Genomic DNA, 20,377 nt, shown 5'->3' with positions numbered 1-20,377 from the left:
AGAATGCCCACCAAAGTGGGCGGCTACCGCAGCGGTGAAATGGCATTCACCCAGGCGGACATCTACCCGGCTGGTACGCGTCGGTCGCCAAGCGAACTTAGCAATGCCCGCGCACCGAGTTGCAAAGACCGCGTGAGGCGAAGCTGCGACAGGCCGGGACCCTAGCCCATCCGTATCGCCGGGATGTCGCGCGCCTGCGCATCGACCTCCTGCTGGCGCTGCGCGTGTGCCTGTTCACGATCCGCACCGACTGCCTGCAGGGCCTGCAGTGACTGCTCGACCGGCGTCTGCACCGCCCGGTCCGTGGGCATGGAGGCCCGCAGATGCGCCGGATCATTCAACTCGCCCTGCACCACGAACACGTTGCGGCCGGCCGGGTGATCGGCAGTCTGCGCGCTCAGCAGCACATGGTCGGCGCGTTCGAACTGGTTGTGGCGCGCCAAGGCCATCACGCTCGCCACCAGGCGCTCGCTGTTCTCGTCGTGGGTACGCCCGGCGCCGGCATCGATCGCGGCCACGCCTTCGCGCACCTGCTGCATCAATGCGTACTCACGGTGGCCGGGTCCAATGTCGGCCAGACGGGTCGCTACCTGCGCGGGATCCCGCACGTCGTCCACGGCTGCGGTCAGCGGGCTGCGGGTGATGGTCCGGTACGGGTCGTCCGGGTGGAACTGGGTACGTTTTTCCTGCCGTTCCAGACGAACGTCCCGCGCGTCGTTGAGTTCAGCGATGCGGGCCGGATCGGTGATCTCACGCATCGACATGTGGCCACCACCCGCGCTGACACTGGCCCATTTCCTGTCCGCTTCGAAGTACATCGCGTAGTAGCTGTTGCCACCGATGACGTTCGGATCGACCGCCGAGCGCCCTTCCAGTGCCTGGGTGGCTTCCAGCACGCTCAACCGGGTCAGGTATTGCCCGCCCTTCGTCCATCCCATCTGGCTGATGGCATCGACGCTGGTGTTGCCTACGCGCGGGCCTCCGGCGTAGTCATTGTTGAGCATGTTGGTCCAGATCTGTTCCAGCTTCTCGGGGCCGCTCTTCTGCTCAGCCGCCTGCAGCAACACGCGCGGCGTCCAGCAGTTGGGATCGAGTTCATGCCGTTCGAATGCCCGGTCGTGTGCCAGCATTACATCCTTGCCGGGAAGATTCAGTGCAAATTCGGGACGCCCCTGCTCCATCCAGAACAGGCGTCGCTCCAGGTCCTGGCGCAGAAGCGTCTGCCCAAACATCTCCCATTGCCGCTCGCTCAGCTGCGCATCGGGAAAGCCGGAGCCCTTGCCTTCCTGATCTCGGGCGTAATCCTGTGCGTAGCTGTTTGCAACGCGGCCTGGCAGGCTGTCGTTGCGAACAACACCCAGCGCAAGCGTGCCATAGCCATCCGCATCTGGCAGCTGCGACAGATAGTTCCAGTACAACTCACGGTTTCCGGCCTTGGCATAGCTGGCCAGAATCCTGAGATTCTCTTGCGTCAATCCGCCCATCGCCTGCTCCTGAATGCACTCACTGCCGGACGCGGGAGCGCGCGAGAAGATCCCGCACCGCATCTTCCATCCGCTTCCAGTCCGCCAGGAAGGCCCGCTTGTAGTTCAGCGAGATGGAAAGCTTGTTCTCCACATCCGAGAAATAGTGGAAGCACCCCGCAGCGGCTTGCCCTTGCTCACTGATGACCTGATCGCCCTGCAGGCGAACGCCATCCCCCCGAAACGCCGTGCTTTCGCATTTGATGAATGTGGTCAGGCTGCCGTTGGGAGCGCGCGCGATGTACCAGTCATCTTCATAGGCAGGATTACGGGTGGGCGGTTTTCCATAGCGTGCCTCGTATTCCTTCGAGAAAATCCCCATCCTCGTTTCATCAATGGCGTAAGGCGTCAGTCCCATGACGTCGGGCCGCGCAATACGCAGATCGAGTCGATCCCGAGGATCCCCTCGCTCCACCGATCCTTCCTCGGCGGATGCCTGGTTGGAGGACAATCGCTCCAATGATGTTTCGATTGGCGCACGATCGATGTAGTCGATCGCCACAGCAATTTCCTTCCGGAAATCATTCGTACGCGGATTCGCCCGGGCACCCGGCGGCGTCGGCTTCATGTCCGGCCACTCGATGACCAGCGTCACGCCCTCGCCGGGCCACGGTGCGATCTGGCTGTCCAGGTAGTTGGCCGGAATGCGGAAAGTGTTCGGCCCGAGCTTCACGTCCACGGGCGCATCGGTATAGGTGTGGCCGTTGATCGTGCGGCCGGTCTGCGTTGCGCCGGACATGGCGGGATTCCTTTCGTGTTCGGTGGACGGCGGCCGCGCACACGCGCCGGCACTCACCGCGACGGCAAGTGCAAGCGTCAGGCAACGGCCGGGGGACATCACGTGCATGGGCATTCCATTGCAGAGTTCCCAATCGATTATAGGTAAAACTGCGGAGGCGAACGAAGGGTCCGCGCCCCAAGGCTTAAAGGCCTAGGCGAAAACCACTTTAGACCCGAGCCCGTGACCGGCTCACCCGGGGGGCCGGTCAGGCCATCCGCATGGCCGGGGTGTCGCGCGCCCGCGCATCGACCTCCTGCTGCTGGCGCTGCGCGTGTGCCTGTTCACGTTCCGCACCCACTGCCTGCAGCGCCTGCAGCGACTGCTCGACCGGTGTCTGCACCGCCCTGTCCGTGGGCATGGAGGCCCGCAGATGCGCCGGATCATTCAACTCCCCCTGCACCACGAACACATTGCGGCCGGCCGGGTGATCGGCGGTCTGGGCGCTCAGCAGCACATGGTCGGCACGTTCGAGCTGGTTGCGGCGCGCCAATGCCATGACGCTCGCCACGAGGCGCTCGCTGTTCTCATCATGGGTTCGCCCAGCACTCGCATCGATCGCGGCCACGCCTTCGCGCACCTGCTGCATCAATGCGTACTCACGATGGCCGGGACCAATGTCGGCCAGACGGATCGGTGCCTGTGCGGGATCCGGCACGGCGTCCACCGCTGCGGTAAGCGGGCTGCGGGTAATGGTCCGGTACGGGTCGTCCGGGTGGAACTGGGTCCGCTTCTCCTGCCGCTCCAGACGAACCTCGCGGGCGTCGTTGAGTTCGGCGATACGGGCGGGATCGGTGATCTCGCGCAGCGACATGTGGCCGCCGCCTGCACTGACGCTGACCCACTTCCTGTCCGCTTCGAAGTACATCGCGTAATAGCTGTTGCCACCGATGACGTTCGGATCGACCGCCGAGCGGCCCTCCAGTGCCTGGGTGGCTTCCAGCACGCTCAACCGGGTCAGGTACTGCCCGCCCTTCGCCCATCCCATCTGGCTGATGGCATCGACGCTGGTGTTGCCTACGCGCGGGCCCCCGGCGTAGTCATTGTTGAGCATGTTGGTCCAGATCTGCTCCAGCTTCTCGGGGCCGCTCTTGTCCGAGGCGGCTTGCAGGAGCACTCGAGGAGTCCAGCAATTGGGGTCCAGTCTGTGCTGCTCGAAAGCGCGGTCATGAGCCAGCATGACGTCAGCGCCAGGCAGATTCAGCGCGAGATCCGCACGTCCGTTTCCCATCCACGCCTGTCGAAGCTCCAGATCTTCCCGCAGCAGTGTCCGGCCGAATGCCTCCCACTGGCGCTCGCTCAGCTCAGCATTTGGAAAGCGCGAACCTTCGTCATTCTGAGATCTGGCATGGCTTTGCGCGTAGGCATTGGCCACGCGTCCAGGCAAACTGTCATTACGTACCACACCTAGTGCCAGCGTACCGTAGCCGTCCGAACCCGGCAGTTGCGACAGGTAGTTCCAGTACAGCTCACGATTACCGGCATCCGCATAATCGATGAGGATTCTGATGTCCTTCTGGGTCAGGCCGCTCATTGCTTTCTCCTTGAGCCTCGTCGTTTAGCGTGTCCGTGCTGCAGCAAGAACATCGCGAACAGCATCTTCCATGCGTTTCCAGTCTTTCAAGAAAGCTCTCTTGTAATGCAGGGAGATGGATAGGCTGTCAGAGATATCGACAAAGTAGTGAACGCATCCGGCAGCCACAGGATCGTCCAGATCAATGACCTCGTCCTGCGTCAGGCGCACTCCGTCCCCCAGGAACGTTGCGCTATCGCACTTGATGAAGCTTGTCAGCCCCCCGGCACCGTCCCGTGCAACATACCAGTCGCGCTCGAATGCCGGATTGCGGACAGGCGGCTTCCCATACCGGGCCTCATACTTCTTCGCGTACAACACCATCTTCCCTTCATCGATTGCATAGGGCGTCAGGCCCAAGGTCTCCGGCTGTGCGACGCGTTGATCGAGACGGTCCCTGGGATCCTCCCTTTCCACAGAACCCTCCTCCGTGATGGCTTCATTTGAGGAAAGCCTTGAAAGCGAAGTCTCAATTGGAATGCGATCAATGTAGTTGATACGGACAGCAATCTCCTTGCGGAAATCATTCGTACGCGGATTCGCCCGGGCACCCGGAGCCGTCGGCGTCATGTCTGGCCACTCGATGACCAGCGTCACGCCCTCACCGGGCCACGGTGCGATCTGGCTGTCCAGGTAGTTGGCCGGAATGCGGAAGGTGTTCGGCCCCAGCTTCACGTCCACGGGGGCATCGGTATAGGTGTGACCGTTGATCGTGCGGCCGGTCTGGATTGCGCCGGACATGGCGGGATTCCTTTCGTGTTCGGTGGACGGCGGACGTGCACACGCGCCGGCACTCACTACGACGGCAAGCGCGAGCGTCAGGCAACGGCCGGGAGACATCACGTGCATGGGCATTCCATTGCAGGGTTCCGGCGCCACTATAGGCAACCAGACGTCAACGGAACAGGAACCGCATCGCAGCCCTTCACGGCACCAGGCAACGTTCGACCTGCAGCGACAGCACCTGGCAGGCGTTGAACAGGCCCTCGACCACGGCTGCGGAGGGGCAGCAGGCAGGATCGTCGTTCTCACGTGCCACATGCGCGGCGTGCAGTACCGCGGTCAGCGCCGTGATGCCCGACGCGCTGCGGGTCGCCAGGGCCATGTCGAAGGCGCGGCCGGGGCTCAGGCACATTTCACTCCAGGCCTCACCATCGGCGCGCAGGTTCCTGCCGTGGCCGTTCAGGTGTGCAAAGAATGCCGACGGCGTGACGAGATCGGCGGATTCGCGGAGCGCGTCCTCCAGCGTTTCGGCCAAGGCAGCAGGAAGATCGCGCACGGCGGCACCGAGCAGCGCGTGCAGGCGGGGATGTTCGGGAAGACGTTCGGGCATGACGGCAACCTCACGATGTGGCCACCTGCAGATGCAAGGTGGCGGACGGTGCGGGTTGGCGTGCCGGATACATGATGCAAGAAGCCGGCGGATCGAGAGATCCCCACGCACCGTCCGCCATGAACTGGCAGACGATGCATTGTCACGGTTGCAACTCTGGCTGCAACCGTGACGCCGCGCATCATGTACGTTCGGGACGCCAATCCCGGCCACGGCGAATGCCTTGGCGCGGCCATGGTTACCGCCCCGAACCGGCGATGGAAAGCAGGAAAATCCCCGGCGATCGCGCTGTTACGTTGGTTGCGTCAGCGGATGTCGAGTTGTCCATCGGCTGACGCGCTTCGCCAGCAGACGACTCCCGCCAGCGTGCACTGCCCGGGCGCCCTATCCCGCCGTATACGACACACGTGCTGCCGCCACCAAAGACCCGTCGGTGGCCGTGCGCGTTCGCAAAACCGGCATGCGGCATGTGCAACGCCGCTCAGCCTTCAGCTATCGCCCTGGGTACTCTGATAGCCGCGGTAGGTTTCACCCCACTCGCGCATGGCCAGCAGCACCGGCACCAGCGTGCGTCCGAACTCGGACAGCTCGTATTCCACCTTCGGCGGCACTTCCGGGTACACGTGGCGGATCACCACGCCGTCGGCTTCCAGCTCACGCAGTTGGCTGGTCAGCATGGACTGGGTGGCGTTGGGCACCCGCCGCGTCAGTTCCATGAAACGCCGCTTGCCCGTCATCAGGTGAAAAAGAATGATCGGCTTCCACACGCCGCCGATCACCGACAGCGTGACTTCCACGGCACAACCGCTCTTGCCATCCCAACGCTTGCTACGCATGCATACTCCGGAAAACCATAGTACCTACGGGAAATCATCGTTCTTGTTGCGATAGAGGCGCGAGCCTAGCATGGCCTCATCCGGTGAATGTGAGCCCCTCCATGACGTTCAAAGCACTGCTCGCCCGCAAGACGAACAACCAGGTTTCGACCGAACTGGTCGATTTCGATGAAGCCAACCTGATGGACGGTGACGTCCTGGTGCAGGTCGAGTACTCCACGCTCAACTACAAGGATGCGCTTGCCCTCACCGGCAAGAGTCCGGTCATCCGGACGTTCCCGCTCATTCCCGGCGTCGATCTGGCAGGCGTGGTGCTGGAATCCAGCAGGGCCGACTTCAAGCCAGGCGACCGCGTTGTGCTCAATGGCTGGGACCTGAGCATGGGCCACCACGGCGGCCTGGCACAGCGCGCCCGCGTGCGGGGTGAATGGCTCAACCGGATTCCCGGCAACCTGAGCACCCGCGACGCCATGGCCATCGGCACCGCTGGCTATACCGCCATGCTGTGCGTACTGGCCCTGGAACATGCTGGCGTGACGCCCGACAAGGGCGATGTGCTGGTGACCGGCGCCAACGGCGGTGTCGGCTCGATCGCGGTGGCGATCCTTTCAAAGCTGGGCTATCGCGTGGTGGCCGCTACCGGGCGCCCGGAGCATGCTGAGTATCTGCACAACCTGGGTGCGAGCGAAATCATCGACCGCGCGCAGCTTTCGGAACCGCGCGACCGGCCGGTGAGCGCCGAACGCTGGGCCGGCGTGGTGGATGTGGCCGGCGGCCCTACCCTCGTCAACGCGATCGCCGAGACCAAGTACCGCGGTGCCGTAGCCGCGTGCGGCCTGGCGCAGAGCGACGCGCTGCACGGCTCGGTGCTGCCCTTCATCCTGCGCAACGTGACCCTTGCGGGCTTGGATTCGGTGAACGCGCCGCAGGACGTTCGCCAGCGCGCGTGGGATCGCCTCGCTACCGACCTGGACCCGCAGAAGCTGGAAAGCACGGTGCAGCTGATCGGGCTTGCGGACGTGCTGGACGTGTACGAGAAGATCATCCCCGGTCAGGTGCGCGGCCGCATCGTTGTGGATGTAAATGCCTGAGCGGATGACCGCAACGGGGCTCGATGGATGGGTGTAGATGGAGGGCTGCAACGCGCCTTCCATGCTGCAGCGAATGGTGAACCTGCCGTGAAACATGCGGCGCGGCAGTGGTCTTCGGCCATCGCCGGTCGCATACGCTCAGGCTCCCACCGCCGCTGGACTCCCGACATGCCAATGACCGCATTCGCGCTTGCCGCCGCACTTTCGGGCCTGCCCGACATCGACTGGGAGCGCCAGCGCGCCGAGGACGCGCACCAGCTCATGCTGTGCCAGATCCATCGCGATGAGTTGCAGCAGGCCGAGGGAAAAGACGATGCCTACCAGCGCGCAAAAGCGGTCTGCGACCTGCTGGCGCGGGACTACAGGAACAGGTGGGATTTCGACGCACAGGATGCACTGGCGGCATCGGCGGTGGATCTGGATGAGCTGATCCGGCGTGGCGACGCGGTTGAAGTCCCCCCTGCAAAGCGGGATCGTGCCTACGAGTGATTCAGCAACTGCTGATTCAGCAACTGCCGCTGGCGCTGCCGGTTTCCGAACGCCTAAGGGATCCGGCCCGGCGCCCGTGCCAAACGCAGGATCCCATCCGGCGGAATGACGGTGCCATCATCCATCACGATCAGCATGTCGGAAACTTCGCCCTCGTGCCCTTGCTTCGCGGTGGTCACCAGGATCCTCAATGGATCCGTCCGGATATCGTAGCCACCACCGATGTGCTTCAAGGTTCCCACGCGGTCCCAGTCGATATCCATGGCCAGCTCCTGGATCCAGACGCTCCATGATGCCATGCGCCAGGCAATTGGGTGGGCAGCAATGGACGGCTCCCGCACTCACCCCGCCCGCGTGTGAAAGGCCACATGCAACGTCAAGGCCCCTTATCATGCGGGCTTAGGGGCTCTACATGCCCGGTTGACGCTTGCAAGGCAGTACCTGGATGTCTATGGAATGGCGCCCCTCTAACTGGGGCCAACGTGTGACTCGTTCGCCACACTGGTGGCTGCGGCTGGAGGGCGAAAGCATCGAGCTGAACATCGCCGGTCAGCAATACCGGCAACGCGTGGACGACGAACACAGCGTGAAGGTCATTCCCGGGCTTTTCTGGTCGCGGGTCGAATTGCAAACGGGAAGCGCCGCCCGGCTGTCGGTGGACGGGCTCTCCAACGCGCAGGCGTCCCGGCTTGCGGCGGCGCTGCAGCAGGCGCGCTTTGCGCGTACCACACGGGGGCGCAAGGCCCTGTTCGACACGATCCTGGAGCAGATCCAGGCGTGGTTAAGCGCTGCGGACGCCCTCACCGACCGCGGCAGTGCCGGACGCCGCTGGATCACCCACGAACAGCAGCAGGCGTTGCTGGCCGACCGCCCCGCCCTGCCCCTGCCGCCCGCCGAGCTGGAGCAGCTGTTCCTCGACGAGGAGGTGCACGACGACCTGCACGCGCCCGGCCACCGCATGGCGCTGGACGCCCTGCACGACTGGCAGCTGGATTGGCCCGCCGTCTGGGCCGAGGCCAACGCGACCATGGCAGAGCGCGAGCGGGTGCTGGCCAAGGACTTCCTGGACCGGGTCGAGAGCAAGCCCCTGACCGCAGAACAAGCCCACGCCGTTATCTGCTTCGACAACCGGGTGCAGGTCGTGGCCGCGGCCGGCTCGGGCAAGACCTCCACGATGGTCGCCAAGGCCGCGTATGCCATCGACCGCGGCTTTGTCGAACCCGAACGGATCGTGATGCTCGCCTTCAACAAGGACGCCGCCCAGGAGCTGGAGGAGCGCGCGCAGCGATGCTTCGACCGGCTCGGCATGGGCGACACCGTGGTGGAAGCCCGGACTTTCCACGCCCTGGGCCTGTCCATCATCGCCAAGGCCACGGGACGCAAGCCTGATATCCCGGAATGGGCGATCGACGCCACGCTGGGCTTCAACAAGCTGGCCGAACTGGTGGACGACCTGAAGGACCGCTCGACCCATTTCCGCACCCAGTGGGACATGTTCCGCCTGGTGTTCGGGCGCGACCTGCCGCCGTTCGGTGCCGACATGATGGCCGATGGTTACGACCGCGATGGCACGCCCTACATCCGCACCCTGCAGGGTGAGCGGGTGAAGAGCCTGGAGGAGTGCGTCATCGCCGACTGGCTGTTCTACAACGGCGTGGCGTACGACTACGAGCGGCGCTACGAATTCGATACCGCGACAGACACCCATCGCCAGTATCGCCCGGACTTCTACTATCCGGACGCCCAGCTGTATCACGAGCACTTTGCGCTGGATGCCGATGGCCAGCCGCCGAAGCACTTTGCCAACTACAGCGAAGGAATGCACTGGAAGCGCCAGCAGCATGTGGCGCGCGGCACCGCTCTGGTCGAGACGACGTCGTTTGGCCTGCGCAGTGGACAGGCCCTGCAGCATCTTGCCGAGCGGCTTGGCGCGTCTGATGTCGAGCTTGACCCGAACCCCGACCGCGAGCTGCCCGATCAAGGCGCCAAGCCGATGCCGGACGCAGACCTGATTGGCCTGATGCGCACCTTCATTGCGCATGCCAAGAGCAACTGCCTGACGCTGGACGATATGGCGGCGCGTCTGCGGCAGATGCCTGAGGATCAGTTCAAGGAACGCTACCGGCGCTTCCTGGAGATCGCCGGGCCGGTATTCCAGGCCTGGGACAATGCGCTGGCTGACGAGCGCAGCATCGATTTCGAGGACATGCTCAACATGGCGGCCGGGCTGCTGGAACAGGGCCACTATGAGTCGCCCTACGACCTGGTGATGGCCGATGAGTTCCAGGACGCATCGCGCGCCCGCGCGCGCCTCTGCCGTGCGCTGGTCAGCCAACCGGGCCGCTATCTGTTTGCAGTGGGCGATGACTGGCAATCGATCAATCGCTTCGCTGGCGCCGACGTTGCGGTGATGACTGGATTCGGCGAATGGATGGGCCATGGCCAGGTGCTGAAACTGGAGCAGACGTTCCGCTGCCCACAGGCACTGTGTGATGTGTCCAGCCGCTTCATCAGCCGCAACCCCGCGCAGATCGCCAAAAACGTTCGCTCTGCTGCGCCGGCAATGGGCCCGGTGCTGCAGGCGTTCCAGATGAACCGGCGCGAGGAGGTGCAGGATGGCGTTCGCCAGTACCTTGCGAAGCTGCACCAGCAACTGTTGTCAGGTGCAGTGCCGCAGGGCCGCACCGGGCGCGTGACGGTCTTTGTTCTGGGGCGGTATCGCGCGGGTCGCGGTGCGATGCCTTCGGATTGGAAGACGGCCTTCGGCAGCACGATGGACGTCGAGTTCCTTACCGCACATCGATCGAAGGGGCGCGAGGCGGACTACGTGATCCTGCCGGGCATGATCAACCGCAGCTTCCCGAGCCTGCGCGCGGATGACCCGGTGCTTTCGCTGGCAATGCCGGACGGCGATACCTATCCGCTGAGCGAAGAACGGCGCCTGTTCTATGTCGCGCTGACGCGTGCGCGACGGTCGGTCGCGATGTTCACCCTGCAGGGCAAGCACTCGCCATTCCTGGATGAGCTGGTGAAGGACGGGGCAGTGGAAGTAACCGCGATTTCAGGCGCGGCCATCCACGATGAGCGCTGCCCGGTGTGCAAGGTGGGCGTATTCGTGGACCGGAATGGGCCACATGGGGCTTTCCGGTCGTGCTCGAGTTACCCGTTGTGCCACAACAAGCCAACAGGTGGGCGTCGGGGCTGAATGCCGCTCCCTCCACATATGCCTGCCTGCATCAGGGCACATAGGCATCGTCTCGGTTTCGCCCCCGACACGATGCGCGCCATGGCGTTTCCGGAAACGAAAAAGCCCCGGCAGGACCGAGGCTTTTGTCTGGAGGGTGGCAAGGTTGCAGGGTATCGCAAGGTCCCCACACGTCCCCGCCGCGCCCTGCTACGGGATAATGCAGCCGTTCAGACGCAGGCATTGCATATAGTTCCGGGTGCAGATACTCAAGTTTGTACCTGACGCCTCGCATGCAATGTATTGGACCTCGCAGACGGAACAAGGGCCAGGGGCCTTCGCCGTAGCGCTGCTGATTCCAAAGGTCAACGCACAGGCCGCAACAGCAACAGAAAGCTTGAATCCAATCTTCATGCCATGACTCCGTTGGTCGCCCTCCTTGGGCATCCGAAGCCTAGCGCGGGTGTCTGGCACATTCAAATTGCCCGGCGCCAACGTCAGCGCTTGTGCACCTGCAACGATTACGTCCTTGAATGAAGCAATTCCCTGTTGGGTCAGAGGAATGCACCGGTTCATTCGTTCACCTGACCTTGGTTGCCGGATGGCTGGCCAGCAAGGGCCGTGGAAACAGAAAAGCCCCTGCTTCCAGGGGCTCTTCTGAACTTCTTGGCGGAGAGAGTGGCCGATTTTCCACTCTCACAATCTCTCAGGGAGTCCAGAAACCTAGGCGTATCAAGGCCTGAGACTCCACACCCATACCATCGAGTCTCGCGGAATCCGGACCCTAAACATGGGGCGAACTGTGGGGCACTATTGATGGCAAGACCGACCAATCGACTTAGCGCGCGCGCCGTGCAGACCACAACCAAAGCAGGCTATCACGCAGATGGCGGGGGCCTGTACCTGCTGGTCGGACCGACCGGTTCAAAGTCCTGGGTACTGCGCTACCAGCGGGGCGGCCGTCGTCGGGAAATGGGACTTGGCCCCACGCAGCTAGTCAGCCTGCAGGAGGCTCGGGCATCAGCCTTGCAGCACCGCCGACAGCTGCTCGCGGGAGATGACCCTATTGAGGCCCGCCGAGTAAGCCGGTCGGCCGGCACCACATTTGGCGAGGCAGCAGACGCCTACATCGCCTCCCACCGCGCTGGCTGGAAGAACGAGGCCCAAGCGGAACAGTGGGAGCAATCCCTGCGGACCTACGGGCCGGCGCGGGATACCCCAGTCGGAAGCGTCGATACCCACCTGGTCATGGCATGCTTGCGGCCCATCTGGACCGAGAAGACCGTGACTGCCACGCGCGTGCGCGGGCGCATCGAGCGCGTGCTGGACTGGGCAAAGGTCCACGGGCACCGCGACGGCGACAACCCGGCGCGCTGGCGTGGCCATCTGGAGAACCTGCTTCCCAAGCCCACCAAGGTGAGTAAGCCCAAGCACCACGACGCGATGCCCTACGCGGATGTGCCGGCCTTCATGGCCACCCTTGCCGGGCGGGAGGCGCGCAGCCGACGGGCGCTGCAGTTCGTCATCCTGACCGCAGCGCGGACGGCCGAGGTGACCGGGGCGGATTGGTCCGAGTTCGACCTGGAACACCGAGTGTGGACCATCCCAGCCACCAGGATGAAGGGCGGACGGGAACACATCGTGCCGCTGACCGAAGCTGCGGTGGCGCTGCTGAAACCGCTATCCCGGAAGGAACCCCCGTTCTCCCTGTCTGAGAACGCGATGCTCTACCTAGTGCAGAAGCCGGCGCCCAAAGGCCTGGGCTTGCCCTTCACTGTGCACGGCTTCCGATCGAGCTTCCGCGACTGGGCAGCCGAGACGACGGACTATACAAACGAGGTTGTGGAGATGGCGATGGCACACGCCATCAAGAACAAGGCAGAGGCGGCCTACCGCCGTGGGCAGCTTCTGGACAAGCGACGACTCCTCATGGAGGAGTGGGCCACGTATCTGGGCCTCAGCTCATACCGCGTGCCGTAGATGCTGGAGCCCTATCCTCACCCACGCCTCGCAGATCGGGATCGCGTGCCGCTCCGACGCAATGTTTCCAAACAGAATAGCCCTGACCGGAGTCAGGGCTATTCCATTGGCGGCATCAACAGGATCGAACCGCCGTAAACGGCTTTGCAATCCGCATCAAACCTTTATAGATCTGCATGTTAGACCCATCTGCCACCCGCACTGTCGCCTTCTGCCGCGCCTGCTGCGGCTTGGCGAACAATTTGAATTAAGTGTCGGAGTGGGCTTAACTCAATCGTAATCCTAATAGTGCAAGTACTGCGTCCTCTAGCAGCGGCACGAGCTCCACCAACGCATCATTGCCGTCTTGGTGCCGGTCGAACACAACGTGCTTCTGTCCTGCGTGAACAATCGCGCATCGCAGCTTGTAGATGATTGCGACTCCCACTTTCCAAGTGGGGCCTTTCACATTCTGCTCTTTTAACTCACCCTCGATCGCGTTGATCAAGGTGTTGCTCTTCAGCTTTAAGGCTGCGGCTCGAATGACTTCAAAGTATTGTTCAAGGCCATTTACGCTAACCACTTCCTTGAACTGATTTAACTCTGACTCCAAGGCCTCCTTCACTTGACTGGTTGCACGCTTAGGGTTGGCGAAGAAACTGGATTTGAATGAATCCATCAATGCCAGGAGATAGGCAGACTCAAACACGCGATATAGAGCAATGAATCTCCAACGCACTCGCGTCTCCGCGAGCGCCTCCTGCAGCAGCTTACCGCTTAGCATTTCAGGCCGATGTACCAGACCCACGGCGTCAAGTTCAACGACCTTGTGCCTCGTCCATTTGGGTGCAGCGACTTCGTACGAATTCACGCGGAGCCCGGCAAGGGCAGTGAGCACAGGATGGAAGTTAGCGTGATCCTCATCGGACAAAGAGCCGCTACCATCCCGTAAGATCAAAGCCTTGCCAAGAAGCGCCTTAGGAACTTCGTTATTCCATCTCACCTTCGCCCCGCCACTCCCCCCCTCTCCATCAGTGGCTGGCAAAATCTCTGACTGAATGAGCATTGGAAATCTCGGCCAAGCACGAGCCAGATCGGACAATGCCGTTGTCGGAAGCGCGGACAGGGGAAACGCCGGATCGTCTACTGCCGCTCCAAACGAAACCAACGAGCACGCGTACACACCGCCGTCTGTTGCCTGATAGTAGAGATTTCTTGGATTCTCGATATCTTGCGTCAGAAGTTTTGGGTTTAGGAAACCCTGGTGAAATATGGCTGAAACGAGCGCCTCTTTAGGCTCATCACCCGCCAGAAACCATGGAAGCTGCACGTCGGCCACACTATCCAGGTGTGCACGCAGATCGGCATCCGTGAGTTCTGACGAACAACCCAACACGTCCGCAATGTGTTTAGGCACCTCCATGTCACGCTACTCGGGAAGCCGCGAACTCCCAGCACTCGCGCATCGTTCGCATACCACCAGAGAAGAATAGCTCTTGGAATGCGGCGTTCACCAGTTCGCGAGTTGCTGAGCCAACGTTCACTCTGCTTACATCAAAGCTCTTTCTAAGTTGATCGTACAACTCGATACCAAGCACATCTGCTGCCCCATTGGCCTGGCACTGAGCCAACAACTCATCTAAGGCCGGCCAAACGCGTTCCGAAATCTTGTCATGACGCTCAGCCCCACCAACTGCGGCGCAAAGCCCCTGAAGAACTGTCTCACTTCCGAAGAACGAAAGGTGCTCCCGGCCTAGTGTCATGTCCACGGCGACAATCCAGGCAATAAGGCGTCGGAAGCCGTCATGGCCATCCACGTTCTGATCATCCAGAGCGCTCCCCAGGGTCTCCAGCGCCCCTTCTGCCAGCAGCTCTTCCATAACGACGTTACGAACGTCGATATTTGGCTTACCCTGAAGCCAGGCCTGAAACGCTTGACTCAATTTCGCAAGCTGGAATTGGCCAGGGTTCACACGTCTGCGGCCGTCCCCAGTTGAGAAGATGTCGATGCCGGGAATACCTTCCAACGACTGACCAAGTCGAGAGCTCAAGACTTCAATCTGATGCTTCATTGACATTGGACGCTGGCCCGCATTCAGCAGAAGCATCCTGTACGCAATAGCACCGAATGAAGCTCCCACCCAAAACTCAATTCTAAGGCTTCTATCGAGGAATGCCGCCTGTGCAGCATGATTATCCGCCAGCTCCTCCGCCGTCATTTTGATGGCGTTTGTTCGCTGGAGACCGTCAATTATGTAGATCGACTCACTTTGAACTGCGGCCAGTTCACCGGACAGATCGTCCAGGCTCTTCAAAATACCCTCTGGGTTGAGGACATCGAGCGGCGCCCCCGCTACAGCCAAAACTATAGGCGGAAGGACACAGCCGTTTCTCAAATCCTGGCGTAGAGTGGCATAAGCTTTACGACCACCTATCACGCCGCGTTGGATCTGCAGATTCTCCTCAGACCCTCTAACAGCCTGTAAGAACCATCGATAGTCAACGTGAGCTGTTACGCACCATGCTTTGATTCGATCATCATGATCGACGCAAACCGCTCGAAACATACCGCCTCCAATGGCAACTCGACATCAATGTGATGTCGATCAGATTGCGGAGAATAACCGACTGTGACTCGGCTTAGAAGGCTGGCGGACTGTGCATTGTAGTCAATAGCTTAGATTGAGTTCAATTCAGGAGGCATGGCGCCAAGGCCCTACTCCCGCAACGGGCAGGAACCTTGTATTCGGGAAGCTTCTACCAACCGCGCAGATCCCGGAGCCCCGCCCTGACCCACGCCTTGCGGGCGTCCCTCGGGCGGGGCTTGGTCTCTGCCGGCGGCTTGCGCGGCTGGAGTGCTGCCTTGATCCGCTCGACCTCCTTCGCTCCTGCCTCAGCCAGGCGACGGGCCTGTTGCTGCTGTTCGCGGGTCGGCGGCAGACCTGGCGGTGGCGACGACGGCTGGATCGGGGTGCTGTCCGTCAGCCGGGCGACCGCCTGACGCAGAGGCAGATCGGGATAGAGCCTGGCCGCGCACCAGCGCTCGGCGTAGCGCTTCGCCTGCCGGATGTTGGCCGCGCGCACCTGCTTCACGTCCCAGAACTTCTGGCCCTCCATCCACAGGCGAACCCCGGGACCACCATCGGGAGTAACGCTGGCTGTCTCCCGACCGTTATACCAGAGCGCCCAGCGCTCACCAGTCTGGACCCAGCCAGAGGGAATCGGGGCGGTTCGGAAGCCGTGGGAGGAATGCATTGCGCAAAGGATACGGCTGGCGTTCGCAGATCCTGCGAACGCACCGACCACCTGCCTGAATCGTTCGGAATCGCTGGCGGTGGGTGCTACAACGCAGCGTATGCAGGCTCTGCATCTTGCGCAGTAGAGCGCTGGAAGGCGCGCGAGGCCTCCAGATTTGACTAATGGAGGCTGAACAGATTTCAGCAACTTGAGCGCGCAGTGACCTCGAACGACTTCACGCAAACTCCCCCATTTCCATCGTCAATCACGCAGTGACACTCTCGGTCATGCCGCCGACATTCCAGGTAGAAATGTGGCCGTTGCACATCGTGACGCGGGCCGTATGCTCGCCACGTCCCACGAAACCAAACAGCCATGTCCAAGAAAAACGCACGCAAATTCTACGCAATCATCTTCCTCACCCTGATGCTCCAGCAGCCGCATACCTCCTCAGTGCTTACAGAACAGACCAAGGCCATCTGTCAGCTGGTCGCATAAAGCCGGCTATGCCGCCAACCGATGCTCGTAGAACGGGTGTCGCTTGTCGTCAAAGATCCGGTACAAGGCGGCCAGGTCGGCCGGGTCCGGGTTGAGCCAGGCGTCCACGTGCTCGGGCTTGATGTTGATGATGGTTCGGTCGTGGCCGGCGGCGGCCACCTCCGGCTCTGGGTCGTCGGTGATGGCAGCGAACGACAGCAGATCCGGCTCCTTGCCGGCCGGGTCCACCCAGTGCGACCACAGGCAGGCCACCAGCATCGGCTCGCCCGTGCGCGGGGTGAACTGCACCACCTGGTTCTTCCCGTCCGGCCCCTCGACGTTCTCGTAGAACGTGTCGACCACCATCAGGCCGTGGGTGTGTCCGAACGCCAGCGCCCAGAACTTCTCCAAGCTGTCGCGGCGGGCGTTGTAGGTGCCGGGGAAGCGCTGGTCGTAGTTGGCCGGCTTCCCGGCGAGGCGGCACTGGTAGCGCATCGGCTTGATGACCAGCTTCCCGCCCTCGGAGACTATCACCGGGGCGTAGACGCCGGGGAAGATACGGCTGTCGCGATCCTTCGGCTCGACACGCTGCAGGTCCGCCAGCCGCGCCTTGGCCCGCTCGATCTTGTTGCCGGCAATCCGAACGTCCTCCCGGGCCTTCTTCGTCTCCTTCACCTGGAGCGTCCGCTCGGCGTCGGCCAGCCGCTTGCGGTTGGCGAACAGCTCCTGCTCCAGGATGGTGGCCTCGGCCCTGTTCCATTGCTCGACCTCGGCCCACACCGCCAGCTCTGCCTGGCTCGCGCCGGCCCGGAAGGCGTCATCCATGGCCTTCGGCGTCTTGGGCCGCTTCTTGCCCGGGTCGTGTGCGTAGAGAGCAGCGAACTCCTGCAGCGACAGGGTGGCGCCGGTCATGCGGACCAGCTTCTGATAGGCGGCGGTGATCTGGGCGGAATAGCACATACGCTTCTCCTGCAAGAACTACTTAGAATGCGGCCCAATGGACCTGCCCTAGCCGCAGAGTACGACCTACAACAGGGGACCGTAGTGAAAGGATCAAAGGGCGGAGTCGCCAGAGAGATAGCCATAGCGGGCGCCGGCGGATTGGTGACTACAGCTTGCACCACTGCCGCTGCTTGGCTTAGCCCCCGCGCCCAGGAGTACCTGACAGGCCCCTCCTACTTCTTGGTCTGGGAAGTGTTAGCAATCTTGGTATTTGCGCTGATCCTCGGCGCTGTTCTCGGTCTTCTCATTGGCTACCACAGGGGGCAGGTAGCTGCAGTGCTAGACGTACCAACGCCAGCACCACCAGCCAAACCAGTGATGCCGATGCCCCCGTCGTTCGAGCCGACACCGCTGCAGATACTCTGCATTCGGGCGCTGCGCATTGCCGACAACAAGTACCAATCCCTGGCAATGATCTCAGCATTGTTGGCGAGGATGGGACACGCCACACCCCTTTCGGACATTGAGCAATCTCTGGACGGGCTGATCGATCAATCCTGGGCTTCCAACAGCCTTAACCCGTCAAAGGGTGAGTGGGAGTACAGACTGGTAGGCGAAGGAACCGCCTACGCACGTGATCGAGGATTTCCGGTCTCCGGCATGTAGCATCAAGGTCGAGCCACGTAGCGCCGGCCCAGAGTTGGCCGGCGCACGGGTCCTGCTATAGCAAACTGGCCTGGCTGTCGTCCCAGCTCTTGATGATCAGCTCGCCGAACTTGTTCCCCCTGCCCTGCCCGCCGCCAATGGTGTAGCCGAGCTGCAGCGGCACCAGGTCGAAGCCGGCGAACACTTCCCGGATCTCAGGGTGGTCATTGATCGAGACCACGAAGCGGCCGGCCGAACTGCGCATCAGTTCGGCCATGGCCTCGTACTCAGCAAACGGGAACTCAACGCCATAACCCTCCGTCTCCCAGTACGGCGGGTCTAGGTAGAACAGTGTCCCCGGGCGATCATAGCGCCGCACGCACTCCTGCCATGGCAGGCACTCGATCACCGTGTTCGCCAGGCGGAGATGCACGGCGCTCAGCTCCTCCTCGATGCGCAGAAGGTTCAACCGTGGACCGCCGGCAGTCACCACACCGAACGACTGCCCCTGCACTTTGCCGCCGAAGGCGAGCTTCTGCAGGTAGTAGAAGCGCGCTGCGCGCTGAATGTCGGTCAAGGTCTCCGGCCGCTCCATCTGTGCCCATTCGAACATCTGCCGCGACACCAATGACCAGCGGAACATGCGCACGAATTCGTCCAGGTGATGGCGCACGCAGCGGTACAGGGACACCAGCTCGCCGTTGATGTCGTTGAGCACTTCCATCTGGGCTGGGTATGGCCGCATCAGCAGCGACGCGGCACCGCCAGCAAACGCCTCGACGTAGCAGTCGTGGATAGGAAAGTGAGGATAGAGGTGCTTCAGCAGCCGGCGCTTGCCGCCCGGCCAGGAAATGATTGGCTTTGTCATGGTTTCTCAGCATTTGCGATGGATAAAGCCGACAATCCCGCCGCTCTCGCGAGGGCGACGGGGCCACGGCCAATGCCAGGTGCTGAGATCACCTGTGTTGCGGCGCCGCCCGGATGCTTGCCGGCACCCGGGCGGCGCCCTGTCTTGCTAGACGGTCACTTCGATGAGCGGCAGGTTGGGCGCAGCTTCCACCAAGCGCCCAGCCCGAACCCACACGTTGTAAGGGATGGGCAACTGGAGCTGACCAAACGCCCGCATCTGCACTCCGTCATAAGTGGTCAGCGTGCTGGTTCCGTCACCGTTGTGCGCAGTGACGGTCGCCAGCAATCGGGGGCTGCTGGTCACCAGCTCGCCGAATTGATCCCAGAGGTCAGTCCGCATCGGTGTAGTGCCTTTCCAGAGTAGCGGTCTGTTCGATCACAACGGCCTGCTGATCGATCACAACCTCGATGCGCAAGGACTCGCATTGCCCGTGCCAAGTGCCCTCAGCAGCAACGACCTCCACCAGATCCAAAGGCATGATGGCACCCACTTCCCCCGCCTTCAGCGGCTTCGGGAAGAGGGGAACCGTCAGGTCGACGGCTGCCTGCTCACCGCGATCGCTCAGAACGTTGCGTCCTCGCTCAGCACCCGCCGCAGCGACGCTGATCAGCGGGCTGCTCACTTGCTGAGCGTAGAGCTGCCCTGCCTCACCAGCTTTACGCACCTTGCAGGTGACTCCTTTCCCCGGAATCTCGCCAGTCACCACGACGGCGTCATACAGCGGCGCGCTCCGCATCTGCAAGCTCTCAGTCAGCACGATGTCTTCTTGCACAACATGGGCTGGCTGGGTGTCGCGCCAGAGCCATGGGCTGACTGGGTAGCTCGCGCGGACGTGAAGCGAGAGGTCTTGCGGATGAGATTGAACAACCGCCCCGCTCGCCTCGGCCAGTGCACTGATCGCATCAAGGGGCGTGCTGGCGTCGTAGAACCAAGCACCAGCGGGCACCGTCCAATCAACCGTCTCGTACTGGCTGGTGAATCCGGTATCGGCCAGCTCTTCGGCCACCAGCTGGGCCATGCTCCTGTCCTCGTTGGCAACCTTGACCCTTGCCGGCGCGTACGGCGCCGCAAGCAGCGCTGTCCGCGACCTGCCGCTGAGCCGGACTCCCCCATCGGCAAACTCTCGCTGCTTCTGGAAGCTCTCGATGATGCCAGTCCACACATGTCCATTCAGAGATACCTCAAACTGGCGCGGGCCACCCGCCGTTGGCTTCAGCAGCGACAGTTGCGTTGGGTCGGCCAGCTCAACGTCGAAGGTCCACCCCCAGGCACTCCTGCTCGCACTGAGTGAGATCCTCGACACCTCGATGGGCGTCCGATCAGGGAGCCGCACAAACGAAACTTCATTGATCACGACATACGTCCTGCGTTGCGGTCGCACCACGTAGCACGCGGTGGTT

General features: G+C 62.3%; 18 protein-coding genes. 4 read left to right on the top strand and 14 right to left on the bottom strand.

The window, feature by feature from the left end; translation table 11 throughout:
- Nucleotides 1–161: 161 nt before the first annotated feature.
- The 6 genes from AC5JLE_RS03440 to AC5JLE_RS03415 form a co-directional block, all read right to left on the bottom strand.
- The gene (locus tag AC5JLE_RS03440) at nucleotides 162–1,484 is read right to left on the bottom strand and encodes a Smlt3024 family type IV secretion system effector (protein WP_496065044.1); all 1,323 of its coding nucleotides are present in this window, start codon (nucleotides 1,482–1,484) and stop codon (nucleotides 162–164) included.
- 19 nt (nucleotides 1,485–1,503) lie between these two features.
- Entirely contained in the window at nucleotides 1,504–2,370 is an 867-nt protein-coding gene (locus AC5JLE_RS03435; RefSeq protein ID WP_053451569.1) for a Smlt3025 familytype IV secretion system inhibitor, read from the bottom strand.
- Between the two features lie 139 nt (nucleotides 2,371–2,509).
- Nucleotides 2,510–3,835 carry a Smlt3024 family type IV secretion system effector gene (locus AC5JLE_RS03430; protein WP_496065043.1) on the bottom strand — a complete coding sequence of 442 codons (1,326 nt, stop codon included), beginning with the start codon at nucleotides 3,833–3,835 and terminating at the stop codon, nucleotides 2,510–2,512.
- A 24-nt stretch (nucleotides 3,836–3,859) separates the two neighbouring features.
- Nucleotides 3,860–4,723 (bottom strand): Smlt3025 familytype IV secretion system inhibitor, encoded by an 864-nt coding sequence (locus AC5JLE_RS03425; RefSeq protein ID WP_496065042.1) that lies wholly within the window; start codon nucleotides 4,721–4,723, stop codon nucleotides 3,860–3,862.
- Nucleotides 4,724–4,799: 76 nt separating this feature from the next.
- Complete coding sequence (locus tag AC5JLE_RS03420; RefSeq protein WP_496065041.1) at nucleotides 4,800–5,207, bottom strand: hypothetical protein; 408 nt, start codon at nucleotides 5,205–5,207, stop codon at nucleotides 4,800–4,802.
- Nucleotides 5,208–5,695: 488 nt separating this feature from the next.
- On the bottom strand, nucleotides 5,696–6,043 hold the full coding sequence (locus tag AC5JLE_RS03415; protein ID WP_014037677.1) for a winged helix-turn-helix transcriptional regulator: 348 nt from the start codon (nucleotides 6,041–6,043) through the stop codon (nucleotides 5,696–5,698).
- 101 nt (nucleotides 6,044–6,144) lie between these two features.
- Between AC5JLE_RS03415 and acuI the strand changes: the two genes are divergently transcribed.
- Nucleotides 6,145–7,134: an acrylyl-CoA reductase (NADPH) gene (gene acuI / locus AC5JLE_RS03410; protein ID WP_262217584.1), complete on the top strand. Its 990-nt coding sequence runs from the start codon at nucleotides 6,145–6,147 to the stop codon at nucleotides 7,132–7,134.
- Between the two features lie 168 nt (nucleotides 7,135–7,302).
- Nucleotides 7,303–7,623 (top strand): hypothetical protein, encoded by a 321-nt coding sequence (locus AC5JLE_RS03405; RefSeq protein ID WP_049444348.1) that lies wholly within the window; start codon nucleotides 7,303–7,305, stop codon nucleotides 7,621–7,623.
- Nucleotides 7,624–7,676: 53 nt separating this feature from the next.
- Here AC5JLE_RS03405 and AC5JLE_RS03400 read toward each other — a convergent pair whose 3' ends face one another.
- Nucleotides 7,677–7,886, bottom strand: a complete 210-nt coding sequence (locus AC5JLE_RS03400; protein ID WP_101766421.1) for a hypothetical protein — start codon at nucleotides 7,884–7,886, stop codon at nucleotides 7,677–7,679.
- 188 nt (nucleotides 7,887–8,074) lie between these two features.
- Between AC5JLE_RS03400 and AC5JLE_RS03395 the strand changes: the two genes are divergently transcribed.
- Nucleotides 8,075–10,828, top strand: coding sequence for a UvrD-helicase domain-containing protein (locus tag AC5JLE_RS03395; RefSeq protein WP_496065040.1), 2,754 nt, complete (start codon nucleotides 8,075–8,077; stop codon nucleotides 10,826–10,828).
- 795 nt (nucleotides 10,829–11,623) lie between these two features.
- Nucleotides 11,624–12,787 carry a tyrosine-type recombinase/integrase gene (locus tag AC5JLE_RS03390; protein WP_496065039.1) on the top strand — a complete coding sequence of 388 codons (1,164 nt, stop codon included), beginning with the start codon at nucleotides 11,624–11,626 and terminating at the stop codon, nucleotides 12,785–12,787.
- Between the two features lie 265 nt (nucleotides 12,788–13,052).
- Here the strand turns inward: AC5JLE_RS03390 and AC5JLE_RS03385 are convergent, their stop codons facing one another.
- The 7 genes from AC5JLE_RS03385 to AC5JLE_RS03355 all read right to left on the bottom strand — a co-directional run bounded on the left by AC5JLE_RS03385 (nucleotide 13,053) and on the right by AC5JLE_RS03355 (nucleotide 20,331).
- Nucleotides 13,053–14,189 carry a hypothetical protein gene (locus tag AC5JLE_RS03385; RefSeq protein ID WP_496065038.1) on the bottom strand — a complete coding sequence of 379 codons (1,137 nt, stop codon included), beginning with the start codon at nucleotides 14,187–14,189 and terminating at the stop codon, nucleotides 13,053–13,055.
- A 1-nt stretch (nucleotide 14,190) separates the two neighbouring features.
- On the bottom strand, nucleotides 14,191–15,333 hold the full coding sequence (locus AC5JLE_RS03380) for a hypothetical protein (RefSeq protein WP_496065037.1): 1,143 nt from the start codon (nucleotides 15,331–15,333) through the stop codon (nucleotides 14,191–14,193).
- Nucleotides 15,334–15,523: 190 nt separating this feature from the next.
- Nucleotides 15,524–16,021 (bottom strand): hypothetical protein, encoded by a 498-nt coding sequence (locus tag AC5JLE_RS03375; protein ID WP_496065036.1) that lies wholly within the window; start codon nucleotides 16,019–16,021, stop codon nucleotides 15,524–15,526.
- Between the two features lie 486 nt (nucleotides 16,022–16,507).
- Entirely contained in the window at nucleotides 16,508–17,440 is a 933-nt protein-coding gene (locus AC5JLE_RS03370; protein ID WP_496065035.1) for an SOS response-associated peptidase family protein, read from the bottom strand.
- A gap of 703 nt (nucleotides 17,441–18,143) precedes the next feature.
- A complete protein-coding gene (locus AC5JLE_RS03365) occupies nucleotides 18,144–18,935 on the bottom strand; it encodes a DNA adenine methylase (RefSeq protein WP_496065034.1) in 792 nt (263 codons plus the stop codon).
- A gap of 147 nt (nucleotides 18,936–19,082) precedes the next feature.
- Complete coding sequence (locus AC5JLE_RS03360) at nucleotides 19,083–19,316, bottom strand: hypothetical protein (RefSeq protein ID WP_049420795.1); 234 nt, start codon at nucleotides 19,314–19,316, stop codon at nucleotides 19,083–19,085.
- Nucleotides 19,306–20,331, bottom strand: coding sequence for a hypothetical protein (locus AC5JLE_RS03355; RefSeq protein ID WP_239669246.1), 1,026 nt, complete (start codon nucleotides 20,329–20,331; stop codon nucleotides 19,306–19,308). The genes AC5JLE_RS03360 and AC5JLE_RS03355 overlap by 11 nt, the downstream gene beginning before the upstream one ends.
- Nucleotides 20,332–20,377 lie beyond the last annotated feature (46 nt).

The organism is Stenotrophomonas sp., assembly GCF_059505245.1.
Note: the sequence above shows the minus strand (reverse complement) of the source record. Positions and strands in the feature narration are given on the sequence as shown.